This is a genomic window from Cellulomonas carbonis, from assembly GCF_014636275.1.
GTDB classification, from domain to species: Bacteria; Actinomycetota; Actinomycetes; order Actinomycetales; family Cellulomonadaceae; genus Actinotalea; species Actinotalea carbonis.
The window spans coordinates 37,177-60,091 of record NZ_BMEB01000001.1; the positions used below are offsets into that span (position 1 = coordinate 37,177).

The window sequence follows — 22,915 nt, forward strand, 5'->3', positions numbered from 1 at the left end:
GTCCCGTGCGCGGCCGCGTCCTCAGGCCGCGCGGGACCGGTGCCGGCGACGAGCGGGTGCTCCGTACGGTCCCGGACGTGACGGGCGAGGAGCAGGTGCGCAGGCGCCTCGCCGAGCTCGCCCCCGTGTCCGCGCCGGACGCGGACGGCCGACCGGCCGACGATGCACGTGCCGACGGTCCGCCGCACGGAGCCGCGGCCCGGGACGGGACGGTCCGGTCGGCCGTCGGCGCCGACCACCGACCCGACGGCGGGACGCGCGGTGAGGGTCCGGTGGCGGGCGCTCTCGAGAACCCTGCCGGGAACCGGTCGGGCGCCGTCGACGCGCACGGGCTGCGACGGCGAGCGCTCGCCGCGGCGGCGTCCACCTACGCGCTGACGTACGGGCACCCGCTCGCGCACGACGGGCACGACGGGCACGGCAAGGTGCGCTGGGGGACGAGCGCACGCGTGGCCGGGGCCGCCGCCGGCGCGCTCGCCCTGCTCACGATCGTCGTGGTGGTCAGGGCTCTCGCGGCGGCGCCCGCGACGGTCGTCGTCCCGACGACGCCCCCGGTGCTCACGTCCGTCGAGCGCGCCGCCGGGCCCTCCGCCGCCCCCGGGCCCGGCTCGGCGCCCGGGTCGGCGGGGCAGGCGCCGACGTCGGGCGGCCCACCGGAGCGCGACGACGGCGTCGTGGTGGTCCACGTCGTGGGAGCGGTCCGCTCGCCCGGTGTGGTGACGCTGCCGGCCGATGCGCGCGTGGTCGACGCGGTGGACCGGGCGGGCGGTGCGACCGACCAGGCGGACCTCGCGGGGGTCAACCTCGCGCGCACCGTCGTGGACGGTGAGCAGATCGCCGTCCCGGGGGTCGGGGCGTCGCCCCGAGGCAGCGGGGACCCGGGTCCCGCGGGTCCGGCGACCGCCGCCGGACCGTCCGCCGGTCAGGCCGGGGGAGGAGATGCGACGCAGGGCCTCGACGTGAACACGGCATCCGCGGTCGAGCTCGAGGCGCTGCCCGGCATCGGCCCCGTCCTGGCGCAGCGGATCGTCGACCACCGGGCGACCTTCGGCCCGTTCGCGACGGTCGAGGACCTCGCGGCGGTGAGCGGGATCGGCCCGGCCGTCCTCGCTCGGCTCGCGGGGGAGGTGCGCGTCGGATGACGACGACGACCGACCTGCGGCTGGTGCCGGCGGCCCTGTGCGCGTGGCTCGCGGCCGCCGTGACCGCGGGCGCGGCCCCGCGCACGGCAGTCCTCGTGGGTGTGGGTCTGGTGGCTGCGGCTGTGGCGCTCGCGTTCGGACCGACGCGGCGCGCGCGCCGGGTCCGCGGCCTGCCCCGTCTGCTCAGGGGGCGCCGTGGCACGACTGATCGGGACGGTGCCGGGGCGGGGGCGCAGAGGCGCCGGCGGGCCGGTGCGACGACGACGAGCGGCCGTGGTGCCGGCACCGGGACGACACGCGGCGTCGTGGACCGTGTGCGCCTCACCGTCGTCGTCGCGCTCCTCGCGGGCGCTGCGGCCGCGGCCTCGAGCGCGGCGCACGCACGCGCCGACGCGACGGGCGTGCTCCAGCCGCTGGTGCACGCCGGGGACGTCGTCGAGCTCCGTGGCGTCGTCGTGGCACCCCCTCGCGCCCTCGGGGGACCGGGCGAGGACCGCGTGCTCGTCCGCGTGGCGGTCAGGCACGTCACGGGCGAGACCGCATCGGGTCCGTCCACGGGTGACGTCCTGGTGACGGGTCATCGGGGTTGGTCGCACCTCGTGCCGGGCGCGCGCGTGACGACGGTCGGGACCCTCGGGCCCCCGTGGTCCGACGACGGAGCCGTTGCGGCACTCGCAGCGCGAGGACCCGTCGACTCGCGGCCGCCGGCCGCGCTCGTCGACCGCGTGACCGCCTCGCTCCGCGCGGGGCTGCTCGCGGCGTCCGCTGCGCTCCCGCCCGACAGCAGGGGTCTGGTCCCCGGGGCGGCGGTCGGCGACACGTCCCGCGTCCCACCTGCCCTCGACGACGCCATGCGCGCTGCGGGCCTGACCCACATGACGGCCGTCTCGGGCGGGCACTTCGCCGTGCTCGCCTCCGCGGTGGCGCTCGCGTGCGGTACCGCCCGTCTACCGCCTCCCGCGAGGGCGGTCGCGTCGGCCCTGACCGGCGCAGGGTTCGTGCTGCTCGTCCACGGCGGGCCCGCGGTGCTCCGGGCGGCGGCCATGGCGGCGGTGGCCGTCGTGGCGCTGGTCCTGCGCCGGCCCGCGGCGTCGCTCCCGGCGCTGGCGACGGCCGTGGTCGTGCTGGTCGTGGTCGACCCGTGGAGCGCGCGGTCCTACGGCCTCGTGCTCTCGGTCGCGGCCACCGCGGCGATCGTGCTGCTCGCACCCGCACTCGTGGACGGCGTCCCCCGCGGGCGGGGCCGCGACGCGGCACTCGTGGTGGCGGTCCCCGTCGCCGCGCAGGCCGCGTGCGCCCCGGTCCTCGTGCTGCTCGAGCCGGTCGTGACGCCCTACGCCGTCCTCGCGAACGTCCTCGCGGGCCCGGCGCTCGTTCCCGCGACCCTGATCGGCGTCGCAGCCACGGTCGTGTCGCCGGTGTGGCCGGCCGGGGCCGAGGTGGCCGCATGGTGCGCGCACCCCGCCGCGTGGTGGATCGCGACGGTCGCGCGGACGGTCGCGGGGCTGCCCGGCGCGGTCGTCCCCTGGCCGCCGGGCCCCGGGGGTGCGCTCCTCCTCGCGGGTCTCACCGCGGTCTGCGTGGTGCTCTGGACGGGCCTGCGCCGCAGGCTCTCGGGCGTGCCCACGCCCGCGCAGGCGGCGCTGCCGGGGCGGCGGGTCGTGCCCGCCGCGCGGTCCCTGGCAGGCTGAGCACATGCCCCCCGCACGCCGTGCCCCGACGTCCTCCGGACCGACGTGGGACGCGGTCGAGCCGGCGCCCGTCGTCCTGGTGACCGGAACCGAGAGCCTGCTCGCGGAGCGCGCGGTCGACCGTGTCGTCGCTCTCCGTCGTGAGCAGGACCCCGAGGTCGAGGTCACCCGGATCGACGCCGCCGCCTACCGGCCGGGCGACCTGCGCGTCATCGCGAGCCCGTCGCTGTTCGGCGAGGCGCGCGTGGTGGTCGTCGAGGGGCTGCACGCGGGTACCGACGAGGCGCTCGCGGACGTCGCGACGTACGTCGAGGACCCCGCCGACGACGTCACGCTCGTGGTCCACCACGGCGGCGGGCAGCGCGGTCGGCGGACCGTCGACGCCCTACGGTCCGCCGGCGCGGTGGTGGTGACGTGCGAGCCGGTCAAGAAGGACGCCGACAAGGTCGCCTTCGCCGCGGCGGAGCTCCAGCGGGCGTCCCGTCGGGCGGAGCCGGCCGCCGTCCGGGCGCTCGTCGAGGCGTGCGGGACGGACCTGCGCGAGCTCGCGGCGGCGTGCCAGCAGCTCGTCGCCGACACGACGGGCCGGATCACCGTCGCGATGGTCGAGCAGTACCACGGGGGTCGGGTCGAGGCGACGGGCTTCCGCGTCGCCGATGCCGCGGTGGCAGGCAGGGCGGGGGAGGCCGTCGCGCTGCTGCGGCACGCGCTGGCCACCGGGACCGATCCCGTCCCGCTCGTCGCGGCGCTCGCCGCGAAGCTCCGCACGCTCGCCAAGGTCGGGGCCGCGCGCGGGCGGGGCCTCGACCCGGGCCAGCTCGGTCTGGCCCCCTGGCAGGTGGACCGCGCGCGGCGTGAGCTCGCGGGCTGGACGCCCGAGGCCCTCGCGGCGGCCATCACGGCGGTCGCGCAGGCCGACGCCGAGGTGAAGGGCGCCGGACGCGACCCGGTGTTCGCGGTCGAGCGCGCCGTGCTCCGGGTGGCGTCGTCGACGCGGGCCCAGCGCTGACGCGGGCCCAGCGCTGACGCGAGCCCAGCGCTGACGCGAGCCCAGCGCTGACGCGCGCCCGACGGTCACCGCACGTGCGAGATGGCAGACGTCCCCCGGACCGGCCGTGTCCTGCGAGCCGAGCGTCCGTCAGGGCTCCGTCGGCGTGCCTCGGGCTCGGGCCCGTCGCGGCGGCCCGGACGACGTCCGTCGCGCGGCACCCGGGTGAACGGCGCCGAAACGCCTGCGGGCACTGCTGCTGGGCCGGCGAGACAACTGTCATAGTCAAGATGACAAGCGGCACCGCCAGCCACACAGGAGGATCCACCATGAACCGCATCGCCACGACCCTCGCCGCAGCCACCGTGACCCTCGGTCTCGCGCTCGTGGGCGTCCCCGCGCTCGCGTCGGGCCCGGACACGGTCTCCCCGCAGACGATCGGGAGCACCGGCTGCTGCAAGCAGTGACAGCGGCAGCGGGACGTCTCCCCGGCCGGCCGGCCGGTAGGGGAGACGTCCCGCTGCGTCACCCGCCGGTCGCTCGGTCGCTCGGTCGGTCGGTCGGTCGGTCGGTCGGTGAATTTTCACCCGTCCGTGCCACGCGCGGCCCTGTCGGTGACGACCTGTCACGAATAGAGTGACCTACTGTGACAGAACTCTCAGAGCGGCTTCGCGCCGAGCGCATCCGGGCCGGCCTGTCCCAGACGGCGCTCGCGGGCGCCGACTTCTCGCCGAGCTACATCTCGCTCATCGAGGCGGGCCGGCGCATCCCGACGGACCATGCCCTCGGCGTGCTCGCGCAGCGGTTGGGCACCTCGTCGGACTACCTGCGCCACGGGGACAAGGCGCCCAGCGAGGAGCGCGCGCGCCTCGAGATCGGCTTCGCGCGGCTCGCGCTCGCGAACGGGTCGGCCGCCGAGGCGAAGGAGCGCCTCCTGGCGCTCGACCTCGCGACCATCTCTCCCCGGTTCCACACCGAGGCCATGCAGACCCTCGCCGCGGCGCACGAGGCGCTCGGCGAGCTCGGTCAGGCCGTGACGGTGCTCGAGCCGCTCCTGGCGAACGCGCGCGACCACCGACGCTGGCTCGACGCCGCGACGGTCGCGACCCAGCTCGTCGCGGCGTACCACGAGGCCGGTGACCTCGGGCACAGCATCGAGCTGGGTGAGCAGGTGCTCGCCGAGATCGAGCGCGGCGGCATCGCGGGCACCGACGAGCACCTGCGGCTCGCGTCGACGATCCTCTGGTCCTACTACGAGCGTGGCGACCTCCTCTACGCGACGCACCGCGCGTCCGAGCTCATCGCGCTCGCCGAGGCCAAGGGCACGATGCGGGGCCGGGGGAGCATCTACTGGAACGCGTCGCTCGTCGCCGAGGGGCGCGGTGACCTCGCCGAGGCGAGGCGGCTCACCGAGCGCGCCCTCGCGTACCTGAGCGAGGGCGCCGCGAGCCGCGACGTGCCGCGGCTCCGACTGCACTACGGCTGGCTCCTGCTGCGCGGCGAGCCGGCCGAGCCCGAGGCCGCTCTCGTCCAGCTCGAGCAGGCGGCCCGTGAGCTGGCGGTCGTGGGGTCCGAGCCCGAGCGCGCCCGGTGCGCGTTCGAGACCGGCAGGGCGCACCTGATGCTCGGCGACGCGGCCCGCGCCGAGCGCGAGGCCCAGGAGGGACTCGCGCTCCTCGACCAGCAGGCGGTCCTCGACATCTGCAACGGCCGGATCCTGCTGGGCGACGCGCTCGCGGCGCAGGGTGACATCGACAAGGCCCGGACGACCTACCAGTGGGCCGCGGAGATGCTGGGCATGATGACCGCGGCGCGTGAGTCGGCGGCGGTGTGGCGGTCGATCGGGGACCGGCTCCTCGAGCACGGTGACGTGGCGGGAGCCCTCAACGCGTACGACAGCGCCCTGAGCCAGGCCGGCATCCGGCCCACCACGTTCCCGTTGGTCGCGCCCGATGCGACCCGTGGACGCGTGGGTGGCGCGAGCGCCGAGCGCTGATCCCCGGCTGTACCCGGGCATGACGAGGGCGGCGTCACCGTGGAGGTGACGCCGCCCTCGTCGTCCGTTCAGCGGCGCGGACAGCCCGCGCGCGGGTCGCTCAGAGCGAGGCGACCTGCTTCGCCAGGGCCGACTTGCGGTTGGCAGCCTGGTTGGCGTGGATGACGCCCTTGCTGACGGCCTTGTCGAGCTTGGTCGTCGCGGAGCGGAGCGCCTCCGCCGCGGCGTCCTTGTCGCCCGCGGCGACGGCCTCGCGGACGCGGCGGACGTGCGTCTTGAGCTCGGACTTGACCGCCTTGTTGCGCAGGCGGGCGATCTCGTTGGTGCGGATCCGCTTGATCTGGGACTTGATGTTGGCCACGTGAGAACTCTCTTGTGTGTTCGCCGAAGCGAGCTGACAGGTCGTAGAGGGCGCGTCCAGCGCCGGGACTGGGGCGTGGGGACACCCGCGGAGAGGCACTGGACAGGTGCCCGCCGACCCGGGCGGACACGCGAGCGAGAAGTCTAGCAGGCGACGCACGTCGCCCGGGGCGCGGGGGCGCCCGGCTCAGAGGGCGCGTGCGACGGCGTCGAAGCGGGCCCGGTCGAGGACGGCGCCCTCGCGCCGGATGCGGTCGGGGTCGAGCCGCACGACGCGGTCGAGGCGGACCTCGCTCGGGCGACGGCGGGCGTCCCAGTCACCGGCGCCCAGGTCCATCCAGCGCTCGCCGCGCGGGTCGGGCGCGGAGTCCCGGTCGCGCGAGGTGAGGACGAGGCCCAGGAGCCACGGCCCGTCACGCCCGATCACCAGGACGGGTCGGTCCTTGCCGCGCTCGTGGTCCTCCTCGAACGGGACCCAGGTCCAGACGATCTCGCCGGGATCGGCGTCGCCGTCGAGGTCGGGGGCGTACACCGGGCGCACCCGCCCGTGGTGGTCGCCGGGGTACGTCCCGGTCCCTCCCGCTGCGGTGCGAGGCGCGCCGGCCGGCCCGTCGGGGCGCTGCCGGTCGGTCCGGGCTCCCCGTCGACCGCGTCCCCGGCCCCGAGCGGGCTCGGCGGGGTCCGCCGGGCGGTGCGCGGTCCGGCGTGCCGACGCGGCGGTGCGCAGCGCGGCTCCCACGAGGCGGTTGAGGATCGACGTCACGACCGCAGGCTATCGGCGGCACCCGGGCCGGGGTGCGCCACGGTGAGACGCCGCGGGGCGGTCCGACCACGAGGACGCGGACGTGGACGCATCGGCACCACTGCACCCGCACCGACAGGTACGGGCCCAGGACCGTCCGCGAACGCCTCCTGGAGCGCGACGAGGTGCTCGAGGTGGTCGAGGTCGGCGGCGCTCATGGGACCATGGTGCTGCCGACGCCCGACACGCCCACGCGGGCGGTCGTCGTCGGTGCCACGTGGCGGCCGGCGCCGCACGCCGCCGGGCGGGCCGCGCCGCGGGCCGCGCACGTCACGAGCCCTGTCCGTCCGAGCACCGGAGCAGTGTTGTCCCCGATCCCCAGCACGGCGCAGACCGGCCGCATCACGCCCTCGGCGACCGCACCGGAGCTGCTGCGGAACTTCTGCATCATCGCCCACATCGACCACGGGAAGTCGACGCTGGCCGACCGGATGCTCCAGCTCACGGGGGTCGTCGACGCGCGCGCGATGCGGGCGCAGTACCTCGACCGCATGGACATCGAGCGCGAGCGCGGCATCACGATCAAGTCGCAGGCGGTCCGCATGCCCTGGGCGGTCGCCGGTCCCGACGGTGCGACGCAGCCGTACGCGCTCAACATGATCGACACGCCGGGGCACGTCGACTTCACGTACGAGGTCTCGCGCTCGCTGGCCGCGTGCGAGGGTGCCGTGCTGCTCGTCGACGCCGCGCAGGGCATCGAGGCACAGACGCTCGCCAACCTGTACCTCGCGATGGAGAACGACCTCGCGATCATCCCCGTGCTCAACAAGATCGACCTCCCTGCGGCCCAGCCCGAGAAGTACGCCGAGGAGATCGCGGGCCTGGTCGGCGGCGACCCGGCGGACGTCATGAGGGTGTCGGGGAAGACGGGCGAGGGCGTCGAGGCCCTGCTGGACCGGATCGTCGACGTGGTCCCCGCGCCGACGGGTGACGCGTCGGCCCCCGCACGCGCGATGATCTTCGACTCGGTCTACGACACCTACCGGGGTGTCGTCACGTACGTGCGCGTCGTCGACGGCCACCTGAGCCCGCGCGAGCGCATCGCGATGATGTCGACCCGGGCGACGCACGAGCTCCTCGAGATCGGCGTCATCTCGCCCGAGCCCATCCCGACGTCGGGCCTCGGTGTCGGCGAGGTCGGCTACCTCATCACGGGCGTGAAGGACGTGCGCCAGTCGAAGGTCGGCGACACCGTCACGAACGCGGGCAAGCCGGCGACAGAGTCCCTCGGCGGCTACCAGGACCCGAAGCCGATGGTGTTCTCGGGGCTGTACCCCATCGACGGCTCGGACTACCCCGTGCTGCGCGACGCGCTCGACCGCCTCAAGCTCAACGACGCCGCGCTCCTGTACGAGCCGGAGACCTCGGTCGCGCTGGGCTTCGGCTTCCGCGTCGGCTTCCTCGGGCTGCTGCACCTCGAGATCGTCCGTGAGCGGCTCGAGCGCGAGTTCGACCTCGACCTCATCTCCACCGCGCCCAACGTCGTCTACGACGTGACGATGGAGGACCGCAGCGTCATCACGGTCACCAACCCGAGCGAGTTCCCGGGCGGCAAGATCAAGGAGGTCCGGGAGCCCGTCGTCAAGGCGACCATCCTCGCGCCGAGCGAGTTCATCGGCGCGATCATGGAGCTCTGCCAGACCCGGCGCGGCGACCTGCAGGGCATGGACTACCTCTCGGCCGACCGCGTCGAGATGCGCTACACGCTGCCGCTCGCCGAGATCGTGTTCGACTTCTTCGACCAGCTGAAGTCGCGCACGCGCGGCTACGCGTCGCTCGACTACGAGCCGTCGGGCGAGCAGGTCGCCGACCTCGTCAAGGTCGACATCCTGCTCCAGGGCGAGCAGGTCGACGCGTTCAGCGCGATCGTCCACAAGGACAAGGCCTACGCCTACGGCGTGATGATGGCCGGCAAGCTCAAGGACCTCATCCCGCGCCAGCAGTTCGAGGTCCCGATCCAGGCGGCCATCGGCTCGCGCGTCATCGCCCGCGAGACCATCCGCGCGATCCGCAAGGACGTCCTCGCCAAGTGCTACGGCGGCGACATCAGCCGCAAGCGCAAGCTGCTCGAGAAGCAGAAGGAGGGCAAGAAGCGCATGAAGACGATCGGCCGGGTCGACGTGCCGCAGGAGGCCTTCATCGCCGCGCTGTCGTCGGAGGCCGCGTCCGGCAAGGACGCCAAGGACAAGTCGAGGAAGTGACGACGGCCAGCGTGCGCGGGGCCCGTCGGAGGTCGCGCGCGTGAGCCCGGCCCTGCCTGACGGCGAGCCGGTGCCCGACGACGGCGCGCTCCCGGACTGGGTCGCCCAGGACCGCCGGGCGGGTGCCGCACGCGCGCTGGGCGTCTACCTCCACGTCCCGTTCTGCACCGTCCGGTGCGGCTACTGCGACTTCAACACCTACACGTCGGCCGAGCTCGGCGGCGGGGCCGACCAGGCGGCGTACGCCGGGACCGCGCTCGCCGAGCTCCGGCTCGCCGACGACGTCCTGCGCCGGGCAGGGCGCGTGCGGCCGGTCTCGACGGTCTTCGTCGGGGGCGGCACGCCGACGGTCCTTCCCGCCGGCGACCTCGTGCGGTTCGTCGCCGAGCTGCGCGACACGTGGGGTCTCGAGCCGGACGCCGAGGTCACCACGGAGGCGAACCCGGACTCCGTCACGCCCGCCTCGCTGCGCGCGCTCGCTGACGGCGGGTTCACCCGGGTGTCGTTCGGCATGCAGTCCGCGGTGCCTCACGTGCTCGCGACGCTCGAGCGGACGCACGACCCCGACCGCGTCCCCGCCGTCGTCGGCTGGGCGCGCGACGCGGGGCTCGCGGTCTCGCTCGACCTCATCTACGGCACGCCGGGGGAGAGCCTCGACGACTGGCGCCGGTCGCTCGACGCGGTCGTCGCGGCCGGCGTCGACCACGTGTCGGCGTACGCCCTCGTCGTCGAGGAGGGCACCCGGATGGCCGCGCAGGTGCGTCGTGGGCGGCTCGCACTGCCCGACCCCGACGACCAGGCGACCAAGTACGAGCTCGCCGACGACGTCCTGGGGTCCGCGGGGCTCTCGTGGTACGAGGTGAGCAACTGGGCGCGGACCCCCGACCACGCGTGCCGGCACAACCTGGCCTACTGGCGCGGGGCGGACTGGTGGGGCTTCGGACCCGGCGCGCACTCGCACGTCGGGACGGGCGAGCGGTCCGTGCGCTGGTGGAACGTCAAGCACCCGCGGGCGTACGCCGACCGCCTCGCGGCGGGCCGGACGCCCGCGGCGGGGCGTGAGCTGCTCGGCGAGGACGACACCGGGCTCGAGCGCGTGCTGCTCGGGGTCCGGCTCGCGGAGGGCCTCCCGGTGACGGCGCTGCCACCCGGGGGGCGGCGCGCCGTCGCCGGCCTCGTCGCCGACGGCCTCCTCGACGGGCGCGCCGCGGTGGCGGGCCGCGTCGTCCTGACGCGCCGCGGACGGCTCCTCGCCGACGCGGTCGTCCGCGACCTCACCGACTGACGGCCGGCCGGCCGCACGCACGAGGGGCCGGCCCTGACGGACCGGCCCCTCGTGCCGTGCGGGCCGTCGGGCGCGTGGACGCCCGACGGGTTGCTCACTTGATGATGCGGATGTTGGCCGGGTAGCGGTAGTACTGGCCACGGTTCGCGGCGACCGCCGCCAGGATCATGAAGACCAGGGCGACGATGAACACGAGGTAGAGGATCGCGCCGAGCCCGAGGGTCAGCGCCGTGATGATCGAGATCGCGATGCCGACGATCACCAGCGTGATCTGGAAGTTGAGCGCCTCCTTGGCCTGGTCCTCCACGAACTGGCCGCGGCCCTTGAAGACGAGCCAGACGACGAGCGGGGCCACGAAGGACACGAGCAGGCCCCCGATGTGCGCGAGCGTCGCCCACATGCGCTGGTCGGAGTCGCTCAGCGGCGCCCCGGCCGGCGCGCCGTACCCGGGCTGCTGGTAGCCGCCCTGCTGGTAGGCGCCCTGCTGGTAGCCGCCGGGCTGCTGGTACCCGCCGGCGGGCGGGACCTGACCCGCGCCGGGGGGCGGCGGGTACGCGCCGCCGGAGGGCGGCGGGGTCGGGGGCACGCCCGGCTCCTGGGCGTCGGACGGGTTGGTCGTCATCTCACTCCACCAGCTTCGCGAAGGGGGTCGTCGTGCGCGCCCCGCGATCCCGAGCGCGCACCGGGACGGTCCGATGGACGTCCGTGCTCGGCACAGTAGCGAACCGGACAATCCGCGTGGAGGGTCCGCCCGGGGTGTCGCCCGGACGGCCGAGGACGCGGTGCGGTCGAGCGGTCCGTGCGTGGGGGGTGGCGCCGCGGGTCGCCGTGGCCCGCGCCGGCCGCGGTCACGTCGTGACGAAGTCGATGAGCTCCTCGACCCGGCCCAGCAGGGTCGGCTCGAGGTCGCGGTAGTCCCGCACGGAGCCCAGGATGCGCTGCCACGCGCGCGCGACGTCGGCCTGCTCGGCGGCGGGCCAGCCGAGGCGGTGCAGGATGCCGCGCTTCCACTCCGTCCCGCGCTCGATCGTCGGCCAGGCGTCGAGCCCGAGGCGCTCGGGGCGCACGGCCTGCCAGACGTCGACGTAGGGGTGACCGAGCACGAGGACCGTCCCGGCCGGCGCGGCGCGCACGGCGTCCGCGGCGATGCGGCTCTCCTTGCTGCCCGGCACGAGGTGGTCGACGAGCACCCCCACGCGCCGGTCGAGGGTCGGGGCGAACTCGCGCACGGCCGCGGCGAGGTCGTCGACCCCGTCGAGCATCTCGACGACGACGCCCTCGACCCGCAGGTCGTCGCCCCAGACCTTCTCGACGAGCTCGGCGTCGTGCTTGCCCTCGACCCAGATGCGGCTCCCGCGGGCGACGCGTGCCCGCGCGCCGTGCACCGCGACGGACCCCGACGCGGTGCGCGTCGGCGCGGCGGGCGCCGCGAGCCCGCGCGGGGGCACGAGCTCGACGGGACGCCCGTCGACCCAGAAGCCCGGCCCGAGCGGGAAGGTCCGCGTGCGGCCCCGGCGGTCCTCGAGGACGACGACGTGCATCCCGCCGGACTTCTCGGTGCGCACCACGGCACCGACCCAGCCGCTCGTCACGTCCTCGACGACGAGACCGGGCTCGGCGGGGGTCGGCGTCGACGCGGGGCGTGCGGGCGTGCGCGGCGACGACAGCACGTCGCGTCCGTATCTGTCGGTCATGACTCCTCATCCACCTGGGGGTCCCGGCCGATCCTGAGGGGAGCAGGCTCCCGACGGACCGGGAGCCACGGATCATGCCAGCGCCACACGGACGTCGCCGGCAAGGCAGGAGGCCGCGTGTCCGTCGGGACCGACGACGTCGACGACCTCGTCGACCTGGACGACCCCCGGTGGCGCGACGCGCTCGAGCGCGTCGTGGCGGGGGAGGGCCTGCACGTCGTCGCACAGCCGATCATCGACGTGGCCCGGGCGCGCATCGCCGGGTACGAGCTGCTGTCCCGGTTCACGGGGCCGCCGCGGCGCAGCCCGGACGTCTGGTTCCACGCCGCTCGGCGGCACGGCCTCGACGCCCGGCTGTCGGCGCGCGCGATCCGTCTGCTGCGCGACGTCGCCGCCGGCCGGCCGGCCGGGACGTTCGTGACGCTCAACGTCGAGCCCCACCTGCTCGTCGACCCCCTCGTGCAGGCCGAGCTCATCGGCTCCGGCCGCCTCGACGACACGGTCGTCGAGCTGACCGAGCACGTCGGCTACGGCGACGAGGCGGTCCTGGCGGAGGTCATGGCCGCTGTCCGCGCCGCGGGGGGCCGGATCGCGATGGACGACGCCGGGACCGGCTACTCGGGCCTGACCCAGATGCTCACCGTGCGCCCCGACATCGTCAAGGTCGACCGCGAGCTCGTCCAGGGCCTCGACCGCGACCCCGTGCGTCGCGCCGCCGTGCGCCTGCTCGGCGACCTCGCCGGGCGGATGGACGCGTGGCTGCTCGCGGAGGGCGTCGAGACCCATGCCGAGCTCGCCGAGCTCGCCGACCTCAAGGTCCCGCTCGTGCAGGGCTGGGCCGTCGGCCGCCCCGAGCCCGGGTGGCCCGAGCTCCCGCCGGCGACCGCCACCGCCGTCGCGTCGCACCGCCTGCGGGCCGGCCTCGGCGACCACGTGGCCGCGCTGGTCCGGCCCGCCGAGGTCCGTGCGCACGCCGCCGTCGACCCCGTCCGGCCCGGCGTCGAGGAGGGCGACGTGCTGCTCGACGTCCGGGGCCGGCCCGCGTCCGTCGTCGTGCAGGACCCCGCGGGTGGGCACCACCTCGTCCCCGCGCTCGTCGTCGCGCCGTCGTCCCCGCCGGACGAGGTGCTGCGCCGCGCGATGGCTCGCGTCGCGCGGTGGCGGCACGCGCCGGTCGTCTGCACCGACAGCGCGGGCGCCGTCGTCGGGACCATCACCGTCGCCGCGCTCGTCGACCACGTGCTCGCCCAGCGCGACGGCGAGCCGGCACCACCCCGTCAGCACGTCCACGTCCGGTCCGTCCACACCCTGGGAGCGACACCATGAAGCAGTTCCGCTGCGGCGACATCATCACCGACTGCCCGACCACGTTCGCCGGCACCGAGGACGAGATCCTCGCCGCGGTCGCGCTGCACGCGCACCACGACCACGGCGTCGACGAGGTCACGCCCGAGCTCGTGAGCGCCGTCCGGGGCGCGATGGTCGCCGCCTGAGGCCCGCGTCCCTCCGCGGCGCGGACGCCTCGGCCCGCGGGCGGACGCCCCGGCTCCGGTACGCGGGCCGGGCGCGCGGGGTGCCCTCGTGCCCGGCCGCGGGTGCTCGTCGTACGATTGGCACTCAGGGCCGTCGAGTGCCACGACGGCCCGGGGCACTCGACGCGACGGGAGGTGCGGTGAGCGACGAACGACGGCTCGAGGTGCTGCGCGCGATCGTCGAGGACTACGTGCAGACGCGCGAGCCCGTCGGCTCCCGCACGCTCGTCGAGCGCCACCAGCTGGGCGTCTCGCCCGCGACCGTGCGCAACGACATGGCGTACCTCGAGGACGCCGGCTTCATCGCGCAGCCGCACACCTCGGCGGGCCGCGTCCCGACGGACAAGGGCTACCGCCTCTTCGTCGACCGGCTCTCGACCGTCAAGCCGCTCTCCTCGCCCGAGCGGCGTGCCATCGAGGCGTTCCTCCAGGACGCCGTCGACCTCGACGACGTCGTCGACCGCTCGGTTCGCCTGCTCGCGCAGCTGACCCAGCAGGTCGCCGTCGTGCAGTACCCGTCGCTGCGCCGCTCCGCCCTGCGCCACCTCGAGCTGGTGCCGCTGGGCGACACGCGGCTGCTCGTCGTCATCATCACGGACACGGGCCGCGTCGAGCAGCGCATGCTCGAGCTCGAGGCGCCGGTCACCGACGTCGTGCCGGAGCTGCGCGCGCGCCTCAACGCCGCCGTCGCCGGCCGACGCCTCGCGGAGCTCACCGAGCCGCTCGACCGCATGGTCGCGGCGTTCCCCGAGGCCGACCGGCCGCTCGTGCACCGCGTGATCCGTGTCGTCGAGGACACCCTCGCGGAGGCGACCGAGGAGCGGATCGTCATGGCCGGGACCGCCAACCTCGCACGCAGCGGCACGGACTTCACGGGCACGATCCGGCCGGTGCTCGAGGCGCTCGAGGAGCAGGTCGTGCTCCTGCGCCTGCTGACCGAGATGGCCGAGGACTCGGCCGGGGTCGCGGTCCGCATCGGCAGCGAGAACCACCACGCGGGCCTCGTCGAGGCGTCGATCGTCGCGACGGGCTACGGCGGCGACGGCGAGGCCGTCGCACGGATCGGCTCGCTCGGCCCGACGCGCATGGACTACGCGGCGACGATCGCGTCGGTCCGCGCGGTCGCCCGGTACCTGACCCGGATCCTGGCCGGCTGACCGTGCCCGGACGGCACCGACCGGCCAGACGCCCCGCCCCGACCAGCAGCCCGAACCCCGCGCCCCGACCGGTGCACCGCGCCGGTCCCCAGCAGAGAGCGACCTGGTGAGCAGCAACTACTACGAGATCCTCGGTGTGAGCCCGGACGCGACGCCGGACCAGATCAAGAAGGCCTACCGGCGGCTCGCACGCGAGCTCCACCCCGACGTGGCGACCGGGGACGGCGCCGAGGAGAGGTTCAAGGACGTCTCGCGCGCCTACGAGGTGCTGTCCAACCCCGAGAAGCGCCAGATGTACGACCGCGGGGTCGACCCCGCGGCCCCCGGCGGCGGCGCGGCGGGCTTCGGCGGCGCTGGCTTCGGCTTCCAGGACATCTTCGAGACGTTCTTCGGCGCGGGCCCGGGCGCGGGTCAGCGTGGGCCCGTGCCGCGTGCGCGTCGGGGGCAGGACGCGCTCGTGCGGCTCGACCTCGACCTGGCCGACGCGGTCTTCGGGGCGCACCGCGAGGTCCAGGTCGACACGGCCGTGGTCTGCCCGACGTGCCAGGGCAGCTGCTGCCGCCCCGGGACGTCGCCGCGCACGTGCGACGTGTGCGGCGGGCGCGGCGTGGTCCAGCGTGTCGCGCGGTCCTTCCTCGGCCAGGTCATGACGTCGAGCCCGTGCGCCGCGTGCCACGGGTACGGGACCGTGATCCCGGAGCCGTGCCCCGAGTGCTCGGGCGAGGGCCGTGTCCGCAGCCGCCGCACCCTGAGCGTCGACGTCCCGGCGGGCGTGGACACCGGGACGCGCATCAAGCTCACGGGCCAGGGCGAGGTCGGGCCCGGCGGCGGGCCGGCGGGCGACGTCTACCTCGAGGTCCGCGAGCGACCGCACGAGGTCTTCGTCCGGCGCGGCGACGACCTGCACTGCACGCTGCCGGTCCCCATGACGGCCGCGGCGCTCGGGACCGTCGTCGAGCTGCAGACGCTGGACGGGCCGCTCGAGCTCGACGTCCGCCCCGGGACGCAGCCGGGTCAGGTCGTCGTGCAGAAGGGGCTCGGCGTCGGGCGCCTGCACACCGGCGGGCGCGGCGACCTGCACGTGCACGTCGACGTCCAGGTGCCGACGAACCTCGACGACGAGCAGACGGAGCTCCTGCGGCGCCTCGCCGAGCTGCGCGGCGAGGAGCGACCCGCGTCGCGCCTGGCCCGGGCCGACGGCGGGATGTTCGCCAAGCTGCGCGAGAAGCTCGCCGGCCGGTGACGGCACCGGTCTTCCTCGCCGACCCGGGGATGCTCGACGCGTCGTCGCCGGGGAGCCGATACGTGCTCGAGGGGCAGGAGGCCCGGCACGCGGGCGTCGTGCAGCGGCGGCGGCCCGGGGAGCGCGTCGACGTCGTCGACGGTGCCGGCGTGCGCCTGCGGTGCGAGGTGGCCGACGTCGAGCCCGGTCGGCTGCACCTGGACGTGCTCGAGCGGGTCGAGGAGCGCCCCGGCGCGCCCCGGCTCGTGCTGGTGCAGGCGCTCGCCAAGGGCGACCGGGACGAGATGGCGATCGAGGCGGCGACCGAGGTGGGCGTCGACGAGGTGGTCCCGTGGCAGGCGCAGCGTGCGGTCGTCGTCTGGCGCGGCGAGCGCGCCGCGCGGAGCCGCGCGAAGTGGTGCGCGACCGTGCGCCAGGCGGCGAAGCAGTCGCGGCGCGCCCACGTGCCCGCCGTCGCGGAGGCGCTCGACCTGCGCGGCCTCGTCGCGCGCGTCGAGGCGGTCGTGGCTGCGGGTGGCGCCGTCGTGCTGCTCCACGAGGAGGCCGGGACGCCGCTGCGCGACGTCCGGGTCCCCGCCGCGGGCTCGGACGGCGAGGTGCTCGTCGTCGTCGGACCCGAGGGCGGCGTCTCGGACGAGGAGGTCGCGGCGCTCACGGCGGCGGGGGCCGTCACGGCTCTCCTCGGCCCGCACGTGCTGCGCACGTCGACCGCCGGGCCGGTCGCGCTCGCCCTCCTCGCGGAGCGGCTGCGGCGCTGGTGAGGGCGGCTTCCGGCGGCGTGCCGGGGAGGCCCGACGGTGCTTCGCTAACCTGACCGCATGACCCCCGAGCGTTCACCGCTGACCGCCCCGGACTGCCTCTTCTGCCGTCTCGTCGCGGGCGACGTCCCCGCGACGCTCGTCGCGAGCACCGACGACGCGGTCGCGTTCCGCGACATCGATCCCAAGGCGCCCGTCCACGTCCTCGTGGTCCCGCGCGACCACCACGCCGACGTCGGCCAGCTCGCCGCGGCCGACCCGGCGCTGCTGGCGTCGGTGGTCCGCCTGGCGCACGAGGTGGCGGAGGACGAGTGCGACGGCGCGTTCCGCCTCGTCTTCAACACGGGGAGCGAGGCGGGGCAGTCGGTCTTCCACGTGCACGGGCACGTGATCGGGGGGACGCGCCTCGGCTGGTCGCCCGCCTGAGGGACGGCCCCGCCGGCGGGCGCGTGCGTGGCCCCGACGCGTGGGGCCGGGGGCCTCTCGGTACGATGGGGCGACCTGACGCACGGCGGCAGGCGCGACGACAGCACCACGAAGCACGACGACGAGGAGATCTCAGGCCGCCCGGCCGTTCCCATGAGCGAGACACCCTCGCGGCGCCCTCGCGCCGCCTCCGACGTCGAGCACCGCATCGTCGTCCCAGCGCACCTGCCGGTCGTCGCGCTCCTCGGTCCCGGTGACGAGGTCCTCCGGGCCGTCGAGCAGGGCTTCCCGGCGGTCCGCATCCACGCGCGCGGCGACCAGATCACGCTGCTCGGCCCGCCGGCCGACGTCGCGCTCGTCTCGCGGCTCCTCGACGAGCTGCTCGAGGTGGCCTCGACGGGCACGACGCTCGACGCGGACGTCGTCAGCCGGTCGGTGTCGATGCTCACCGCGGCGACGGTGAGCCGGCCGGCCGAGGTGCTCACCCAGAACATCCTGTCGAGCCGCGGACGCACCATCCGGCCCAAGACGGTCGGGCAGAAGGCGTACGTCGACGCGATCGACCGGCACACCGTCACGTTCGGCATCGGCCCCGCGGGCACGGGAAAGACCTACCTCGCGATGGCCAAGGCGGTGCAGGCGCTCCAGGGCAAGCAGGTCAACCGGATCGTGCTGACCCGGCCCGCGGTCGAGGCGGGGGAGCGTCTCGGGTTCCTGCCGGGCACCCTGAGCGAGAAGATCGACCCGTACCTGCGCCCCCTCTACGACGCGCTGCACGACATGGTCGACCCGGACTCGATCCCGCGCCTCATGGAGGCCGGCACGGTCGAGGTCGCCCCGCTCGCCTACATGCGCGGGCGCACGCTCAACGACGCGTTCATCATCCTCGACGAGGCGCAGAACACCTCGACCGAGCAGATGAAGATGTTCCTCACGCGCCTCGGGTTCGGCTCGCGGATCGTCGTCACGGGCGACGTCACGCAGGTGGACCTGCCCGGCGGGACGGCGTCCGGCCTGCGCGTCGTGCAGGACATCCTCGGTGGCGTCGACGACGTCGCCTTCTGCCGCCTGGGGTCGGAGGACGTCGTCCGCCACCGCCTGGTCGGGGAGATCATCGACGCGTACGCGCTGTGGGACGACCGTGTTCGGGTCGGGGACGGCGCGGCGCGCGGGGACCGGCAGGACCGGTCGGAGCGTGGCGAGGGGGCCGGACGGGCCGGACACGGCCAGCGCCGTCGCGCCGAGGGCCGTGCACCGGAGGACGTGGCATGAGCGTCGAGGTCAACAACGAGTCGGGTCACCGCGTCGACGAGGCCGAGTTCGCCGCGCTCGCGCGGCACGTCCTGGACGCGATGCACGTCCACCCCCAGGCCGAGCTCTCGATCCTGCTGGTCGACACCGACGTCATGTCGGACCTGCACGTGCAGTACATGGACGAGCCCGGACCCACCGACGTGCTGTCGTTCCCCATGGACGAGCTGCGCCCGGGTGCCGAGGGCGAGCCCTCGCCGCCGGGCCTGCTCGGCGACGTCGTGCTGTGCCCCGAGGTCGCCGCGAAGCAGGCGCGCGAAGCGGGCCACTCGACGACCGAGGAGCTCCTGCTGCTGACGACGCACGGGATCCTCCACCTCCTCGGGTACGACCACGCCGAGCCGGACGAGGAGAAGGAGATGTTCGCCCTGCAGCGACAGCTCCTCCTCACCTTCCTCGCCGGACGATGACCGACACCCCCACGGGGGCGCTGGTGGCGGTCGCCGCGCTCGCGCTCGTCCTGGCCGTCGCGCTCAGCGCGGGCGAGGCCGCGGTCCTGCGCCTCGGTCGCTCGGGCCTCGCCGAGCTCGCGCTGGTCGACGGCGCGCGGGGCCGGCGCGCCCGGCACGCCGGCGCCATCCAGCACGACCCGCACGGGACGGCCGCGGCGGCGGCGTGGGTCCGCGTGGTGCTCGAGGCGGTCGGCGCGGTCGCCGTGACCCTCGCGCTCGTCGCCGCCGGCCTGACGTGGTGGCAGACGTTCGGCGTCGCGGCCGTCGTCGTCGCGGTGCTCGCCGTCCTCGTCGTCCGCTACGTGCCCCGGTCGCTCGCCCGGTCGCACGCTCTCGCGGCGGCCGGGCGCACCGCGGGGCTCATGGTCCTCGCGCGCACGCTCGTCGCGCCGGTCCGGGGGTTCGCGCACGCGGCGGCGCCCGTCCCCGACCGGTCCGAGGACGAGCTGCGCCAGGTCGTCGAGCGCGTCGACGAGTACGAGCGCATCGAGGCGGAGGACCGCGAGCTCGTCCGGTCCGTCCTCGAGCTCGGCGACACGCGCGTCCGCGCGGTCATGGTCCCGCGCACCGAGATGATCACCGTCCCGGCGGACACGACGGTGCGCAAGGCGCTCTCGCTGTTCGTGCGCTCGGGGTACTCGCGCGTGCCCGTCGTCGGGGAGTCGGTCGACGACCTGGTCGGCGTGCTCTACCTCAAGGACCTGCTGAGCCACCGTCACGCGGGGGACGTCGACGACGAGCCCGTCGGCCCGCTCGCGCGCCCCGCCGTCTACGTCCCCGAGTCCAAGCCGGTCGACGACCTCCTGCGCGAGATGCAGAGCATGTCGTCGCACATCGCGATGGTCGTCGACGAGTACGGCGGGGTCGCGGGCCTCGTGACGATCGAGGACGTGCTCGAGGAGATCGTCGGCGAGCTGACCGACGAGCACGACCGCTCCGGTCCCGAGGTCGAGGACCTCGGTGACGGGACGTACCGCGTGCCGTCCCGGCTCCCCGTGGACGAGCTCGGGGAGCTGTTCGACATCGAGCTCGAGGACGACGACGTGGACACCGCGGGCGGACTCCTCGCGAAGGCGCTCGGCAAGGTGCCGCTCGCCGGGTCGAGCGCGGAGGTCGCGGGTCTGCGCCTGACGGCCGACCGCGTCCAGGGCCGCCGACGGCAGGTCGCGACGCTCGTCGTCGCCCGCGCGGGCGACCCCCACCAGCACCACGACGAAGGAGCCCACCGATGAGCGACCCCGACGGCACGGACGCGGGCGGCGCACGCCCCGGGACGGGCGAGCCGTTCCGGTCGGGCTTCGCGTGCATCGTGGGACGTCCCAACGCGGGCAAGTCGACGCTGACAAACGCGATCGTCGGCCAGAAGGTCGCGATCACCTCGGGCCGGCCCCAGACGACCCGTCACGTCGTGCGGGGTGTCGTCCACCGCCCCGACGCCCAGCTCGTGCTCGTCGACACGCCCGGCCTGCACCGCCCGCGCACGCTGCTCGGCGAGCGGCTCAACGACCTGGTGCGGGACACGCTGACGGAGGTCGACGTCGCCGTCTTCTGCCTGCCCGCGGACCAGCGCGTCGGCCCGGGCGACCGGTACATCGCGCAGCAGCTCACCGACCTCGCGCGCGGCCGTGCGGCGACCCCGGTCGTCGCCGTGGCGACCAAGGCGGACCTCGTGCCGAAGGGCCGGCTCGCGGAGCACCTCCTCGAGGTCGCGGGCCTCGGGGAGTGGGCCGACGTGGTCCCGGTCAGCGCCGTCGAGGGTTACCAGGTCGGGACCCTCGTGGACGTCCTGGTGCGCCACCTCCCGCCCGGACCCGCGCTCTACCCCGACGGCGAGCTGACGGACGAGCCGGAGGCCGTCATGGTCGCCGAGCTCGTGCGCGAGGCGGCGCTCGAGGGCGTGCGGGACGAGCTGCCGCACTCGCTCGCCGTCGTGGTCGACGAGATCGTCCCGCGCGAGGGCCGGGACGGATCGGACGGGCGCCCGCCGATGCTGGACGTGCGGGTCCACCTGTTCGTCGAGCGCGACAGCCAGAAGGCGATCGTCATCGGCAAGGGCGGCTCGCGGCTGCGTGACGTCGGCACGACGGCCCGCCGCGGGATCGAGGCGCTCCTGGGCGCGAAGGTGTACCTCGACCTCCACGTCAAGGTCGCGAAGGACTGGCAGCGCGACCCGAAGCAGCTGCGCCGGCTCGGGTTCTGACCGCCCGCTGCGGTGCCGGCTCCGGCCGGTCGACGCGGGCCCGGTCGATAGACTCCCGGCGTGCGCTACCGGATCGCCCTGAGCAGCGCACTCGTGGTCCTGCTGCTGGGGCTCGTCGGGAGCGTCTCGGGGCCGGGCTGGGACCCCACGCCCATGACCCGCACGATCGAGGTCGAGACGTCCGACACGGCGGTCGGTCCGCCGTCGGCCGCTGCGGACGCCGACGCCGTCGGGACGTACGAGGTCGTCGAGTCGGTCGTCACCGTCCCGCTCGCGGGCGCCGAGGTCGAGGCGCGCATCATGGAGCCCCTCGACGCGCCGGGCGAGCGGCCCGGCGTCGTGTTCGTCCACGGGGCCGGGACCGGTCGGTACGACCGCGCGTTCGTCGCGCAGGCCGAGGCCCTCGCGAGCGCGGGCGTCGTCACGATGGTGCCGAACAAGCGGCTCGACACCTACAGCACGCGGGACCGCAGCTACGTGACGATGGCGAACGACTACCTGCGCAGCGTCGAGCTGCTGCGCGACCTGCCCGGCGTCGACCCGGCTCGCGTGGGCGTCTACGGCGAGAGCGAGGGCGCGTGGGTCGTCCCCGTCATGGCGGCGGACAACGACGCCGTCGCGTTCGTCGTCCTGGTCGCCGCACCGGTCGTCCCGCCGCGTCAGCAGGCCGCCTTCGCGGTCGACTCGTACCTGCGCGCGACGGGCGTCCCCGAGGACCTCCTGCGCGCGATCCCGCGGATGGTCGGCATGGACTTCCCGGGCGGGGGCTTCGCGTACGCCGAGTTCGACGTCCAGCCGTTCCAGCAGCGCATGCGCCAGCCGGTGCTCCTGGTCTACGGCACGGGGGACGCGGCGATGCCGACCGTGCAGGGCGCGCTGCAGGTGATCGACGACCTCCAGGTCGCGCGCAACGACGACTGGACGGTGCGCTACTACGCGGGCGCCGACCACGGCATCAAGGTCGACCGCCGTCTCGTGCCCGCGTTCGCGCGCGACCTGGCGACCTGGATCCAGGGCCTGCCCGCCACGGCCGGCGCCGCACCGAGGATCGCGGGTGACGAGCCGTACCAGCGGTACGTCGCCGAGCCCGTCGACCGGCCGCGCTGGTACGCCGAGGGCGACCTGCTGGTCGCGGGCGTCGTCGGCGCCCTGCTCGCGGTCGTCCTCGGCCCGGTCCTGTGGGCCGTGCGCCGGCTGCGCGGGACGCGCGAGCGGATGCTGGCCGACGGCGTCCGCGCACCGCTGGTGATGGTCTCGGCGGGTGCCGTGACGACGCTGGTCGCGCTCGCGGCCTACCTGCTCGTGGTCGCGAACATGGCGCAGAACTACCGGACCAACGCGTGGGTCGTCCAGGGCGGGTGGCTCGGCGTGCGCATGGCCGGCGTCGCGACCGTCGTCGCGGGGGTCGTGCTCGTGTTCCGCGTCCTGGACGGTCGCCGCCGTGGTGCGGTTCCGGCGGCGCGGACGGCGGCGGGGGAGTGGGCGCTCGCGGGCGCGGTCGGCGGGTCGACGATGCTGCTGCTCCTCGGCGCGTACTTCGGCGTGTTCCCGACGCTCGGCTGAGGACGTTCACCCGGAGGGCGGCGCTGCGACGTGCGCGCGCGGCGATAGGGTGCGGGCGGCGTGCCGCCGGACGCGTGTCCGAGCCGCGGTCAGGCGCCGCTGGTGGTCACCCGT

The 22,915-nt window shown here is 75.3% G+C and carries 22 protein-coding genes; 18 read left to right on the forward strand and 4 right to left on the reverse strand.

Features of this window, described 5'->3' with window-relative positions:
- Positions 1–77: 77 nt before the first annotated feature.
- The 5 genes from IEV86_RS00190 (at position 78) to IEV86_RS00210 (ending at position 5,817) form a co-directional block, all read left to right on the forward strand.
- A complete protein-coding gene (locus IEV86_RS00190; protein WP_229734417.1) occupies positions 78–1,142 on the forward strand; it encodes a ComEA family DNA-binding protein in 1,065 nt (354 codons plus the stop codon).
- The gene (locus IEV86_RS00195; RefSeq protein WP_052425939.1) at positions 1,139–2,833 is read left to right on the forward strand and encodes a ComEC/Rec2 family competence protein; all 1,695 of its coding nucleotides are present in this window, start codon (positions 1,139–1,141) and stop codon (positions 2,831–2,833) included. The genes IEV86_RS00190 and IEV86_RS00195 overlap by 4 nt, the downstream gene beginning before the upstream one ends.
- Positions 2,834–2,837: 4 nt before the next feature.
- Complete coding sequence (holA, locus tag IEV86_RS00200) at positions 2,838–3,842, forward strand: DNA polymerase III subunit delta (protein ID WP_043603705.1); 1,005 nt, start codon at positions 2,838–2,840, stop codon at positions 3,840–3,842.
- A gap of 308 nt (positions 3,843–4,150) precedes the next feature.
- Positions 4,151–4,288: a hypothetical protein gene (locus IEV86_RS00205; protein ID WP_161784018.1), complete on the forward strand. Its 138-nt coding sequence runs from the start codon at positions 4,151–4,153 to the stop codon at positions 4,286–4,288.
- Positions 4,289–4,467: 179 nt separating this feature from the next.
- On the forward strand, positions 4,468–5,817 hold the full coding sequence (locus IEV86_RS00210; protein WP_052425938.1) for a helix-turn-helix domain-containing protein: 1,350 nt from the start codon (positions 4,468–4,470) through the stop codon (positions 5,815–5,817).
- Positions 5,818–5,917: 100 nt separating this feature from the next.
- Here IEV86_RS00210 and rpsT read toward each other — a convergent pair whose 3' ends face one another.
- Positions 5,918–6,178, reverse strand: a complete 261-nt coding sequence (gene rpsT, locus IEV86_RS00215) for a 30S ribosomal protein S20 (RefSeq protein ID WP_043603703.1) — start codon at positions 6,176–6,178, stop codon at positions 5,918–5,920.
- Between the two features lie 186 nt (positions 6,179–6,364).
- On the reverse strand, positions 6,365–6,940 hold the full coding sequence (locus tag IEV86_RS00220; RefSeq protein ID WP_229734418.1) for a type II toxin-antitoxin system PemK/MazF family toxin: 576 nt from the start codon (positions 6,938–6,940) through the stop codon (positions 6,365–6,367).
- A gap of 344 nt (positions 6,941–7,284) precedes the next feature.
- Between IEV86_RS00220 and lepA the strand changes: the two genes are divergently transcribed.
- Entirely contained in the window at positions 7,285–9,180 is a 1,896-nt protein-coding gene (gene lepA / locus IEV86_RS00225; RefSeq protein ID WP_043603788.1) for a translation elongation factor 4, read from the forward strand.
- A gap of 40 nt (positions 9,181–9,220) precedes the next feature.
- The gene (hemW, locus tag IEV86_RS00230) at positions 9,221–10,465 is read left to right on the forward strand and encodes a radical SAM family heme chaperone HemW (RefSeq protein ID WP_043603700.1); all 1,245 of its coding nucleotides are present in this window, start codon (positions 9,221–9,223) and stop codon (positions 10,463–10,465) included.
- A gap of 94 nt (positions 10,466–10,559) precedes the next feature.
- On the opposite strand, the gene IEV86_RS00235 is transcribed toward hemW, so the two are convergent.
- Positions 10,560–11,087 carry a DUF4870 domain-containing protein gene (locus IEV86_RS00235; RefSeq protein ID WP_152605562.1) on the reverse strand — a complete coding sequence of 176 codons (528 nt, stop codon included), beginning with the start codon at positions 11,085–11,087 and terminating at the stop codon, positions 10,560–10,562.
- A gap of 226 nt (positions 11,088–11,313) precedes the next feature.
- Positions 11,314–12,159 (reverse strand): DUF3097 domain-containing protein, encoded by an 846-nt coding sequence (locus tag IEV86_RS00240; protein WP_043603698.1) that lies wholly within the window; start codon positions 12,157–12,159, stop codon positions 11,314–11,316.
- Positions 12,160–12,276: 117 nt separating this feature from the next.
- On the opposite strand from IEV86_RS00240, the gene IEV86_RS00245 reads away from it, so the two are divergent.
- The 11 genes from IEV86_RS00245 (at position 12,277) to IEV86_RS00295 (ending at position 22,801) form a co-directional block, all read left to right on the forward strand.
- Positions 12,277–13,485 (forward strand): EAL domain-containing protein, encoded by a 1,209-nt coding sequence (locus tag IEV86_RS00245; RefSeq protein ID WP_052425937.1) that lies wholly within the window; start codon positions 12,277–12,279, stop codon positions 13,483–13,485.
- Entirely contained in the window at positions 13,482–13,652 is a 171-nt protein-coding gene (locus IEV86_RS00250) for a DUF1059 domain-containing protein (protein ID WP_081978527.1), read from the forward strand. Before IEV86_RS00245 ends, IEV86_RS00250 begins: the two co-directional genes overlap by 4 nt.
- A 179-nt stretch (positions 13,653–13,831) precedes the next feature.
- On the forward strand, positions 13,832–14,848 hold the full coding sequence (hrcA, locus tag IEV86_RS00255; protein ID WP_043603695.1) for a heat-inducible transcriptional repressor HrcA: 1,017 nt from the start codon (positions 13,832–13,834) through the stop codon (positions 14,846–14,848).
- Between the two features lie 106 nt (positions 14,849–14,954).
- Complete coding sequence (dnaJ, locus tag IEV86_RS00260; protein ID WP_043603693.1) at positions 14,955–16,091, forward strand: molecular chaperone DnaJ; 1,137 nt, start codon at positions 14,955–14,957, stop codon at positions 16,089–16,091.
- The gene (locus tag IEV86_RS00265) at positions 16,088–16,852 is read left to right on the forward strand and encodes a 16S rRNA (uracil(1498)-N(3))-methyltransferase (protein ID WP_043603690.1); all 765 of its coding nucleotides are present in this window, start codon (positions 16,088–16,090) and stop codon (positions 16,850–16,852) included. Before dnaJ ends, IEV86_RS00265 begins: the two co-directional genes overlap by 4 nt.
- 57 nt (positions 16,853–16,909) lie before the next feature.
- Positions 16,910–17,275 (forward strand): HIT domain-containing protein, encoded by a 366-nt coding sequence (locus tag IEV86_RS00270; RefSeq protein WP_043603687.1) that lies wholly within the window; start codon positions 16,910–16,912, stop codon positions 17,273–17,275.
- Positions 17,276–17,428: 153 nt separating this feature from the next.
- Positions 17,429–18,547 carry a PhoH family protein gene (locus IEV86_RS00275; RefSeq protein WP_052425936.1) on the forward strand — a complete coding sequence of 373 codons (1,119 nt, stop codon included), beginning with the start codon at positions 17,429–17,431 and terminating at the stop codon, positions 18,545–18,547.
- On the forward strand, positions 18,544–18,996 hold the full coding sequence (ybeY, locus tag IEV86_RS00280; RefSeq protein ID WP_043603684.1) for an rRNA maturation RNase YbeY: 453 nt from the start codon (positions 18,544–18,546) through the stop codon (positions 18,994–18,996). Before IEV86_RS00275 ends, ybeY begins: the two co-directional genes overlap by 4 nt.
- Positions 18,993–20,270 carry a hemolysin family protein gene (locus IEV86_RS00285; protein ID WP_052425935.1) on the forward strand — a complete coding sequence of 426 codons (1,278 nt, stop codon included), beginning with the start codon at positions 18,993–18,995 and terminating at the stop codon, positions 20,268–20,270. Before ybeY ends, IEV86_RS00285 begins: the two co-directional genes overlap by 4 nt.
- Positions 20,267–21,238, forward strand: coding sequence for a GTPase Era (gene era, locus IEV86_RS00290; protein ID WP_052425934.1), 972 nt, complete (start codon positions 20,267–20,269; stop codon positions 21,236–21,238). The genes IEV86_RS00285 and era overlap by 4 nt, the downstream gene beginning before the upstream one ends.
- 60 nt (positions 21,239–21,298) lie before the next feature.
- On the forward strand, positions 21,299–22,801 hold the full coding sequence (locus IEV86_RS00295) for an alpha/beta hydrolase family protein (protein WP_043603682.1): 1,503 nt from the start codon (positions 21,299–21,301) through the stop codon (positions 22,799–22,801).
- The last annotated feature ends 114 nt before the right edge of the window (positions 22,802–22,915 follow it).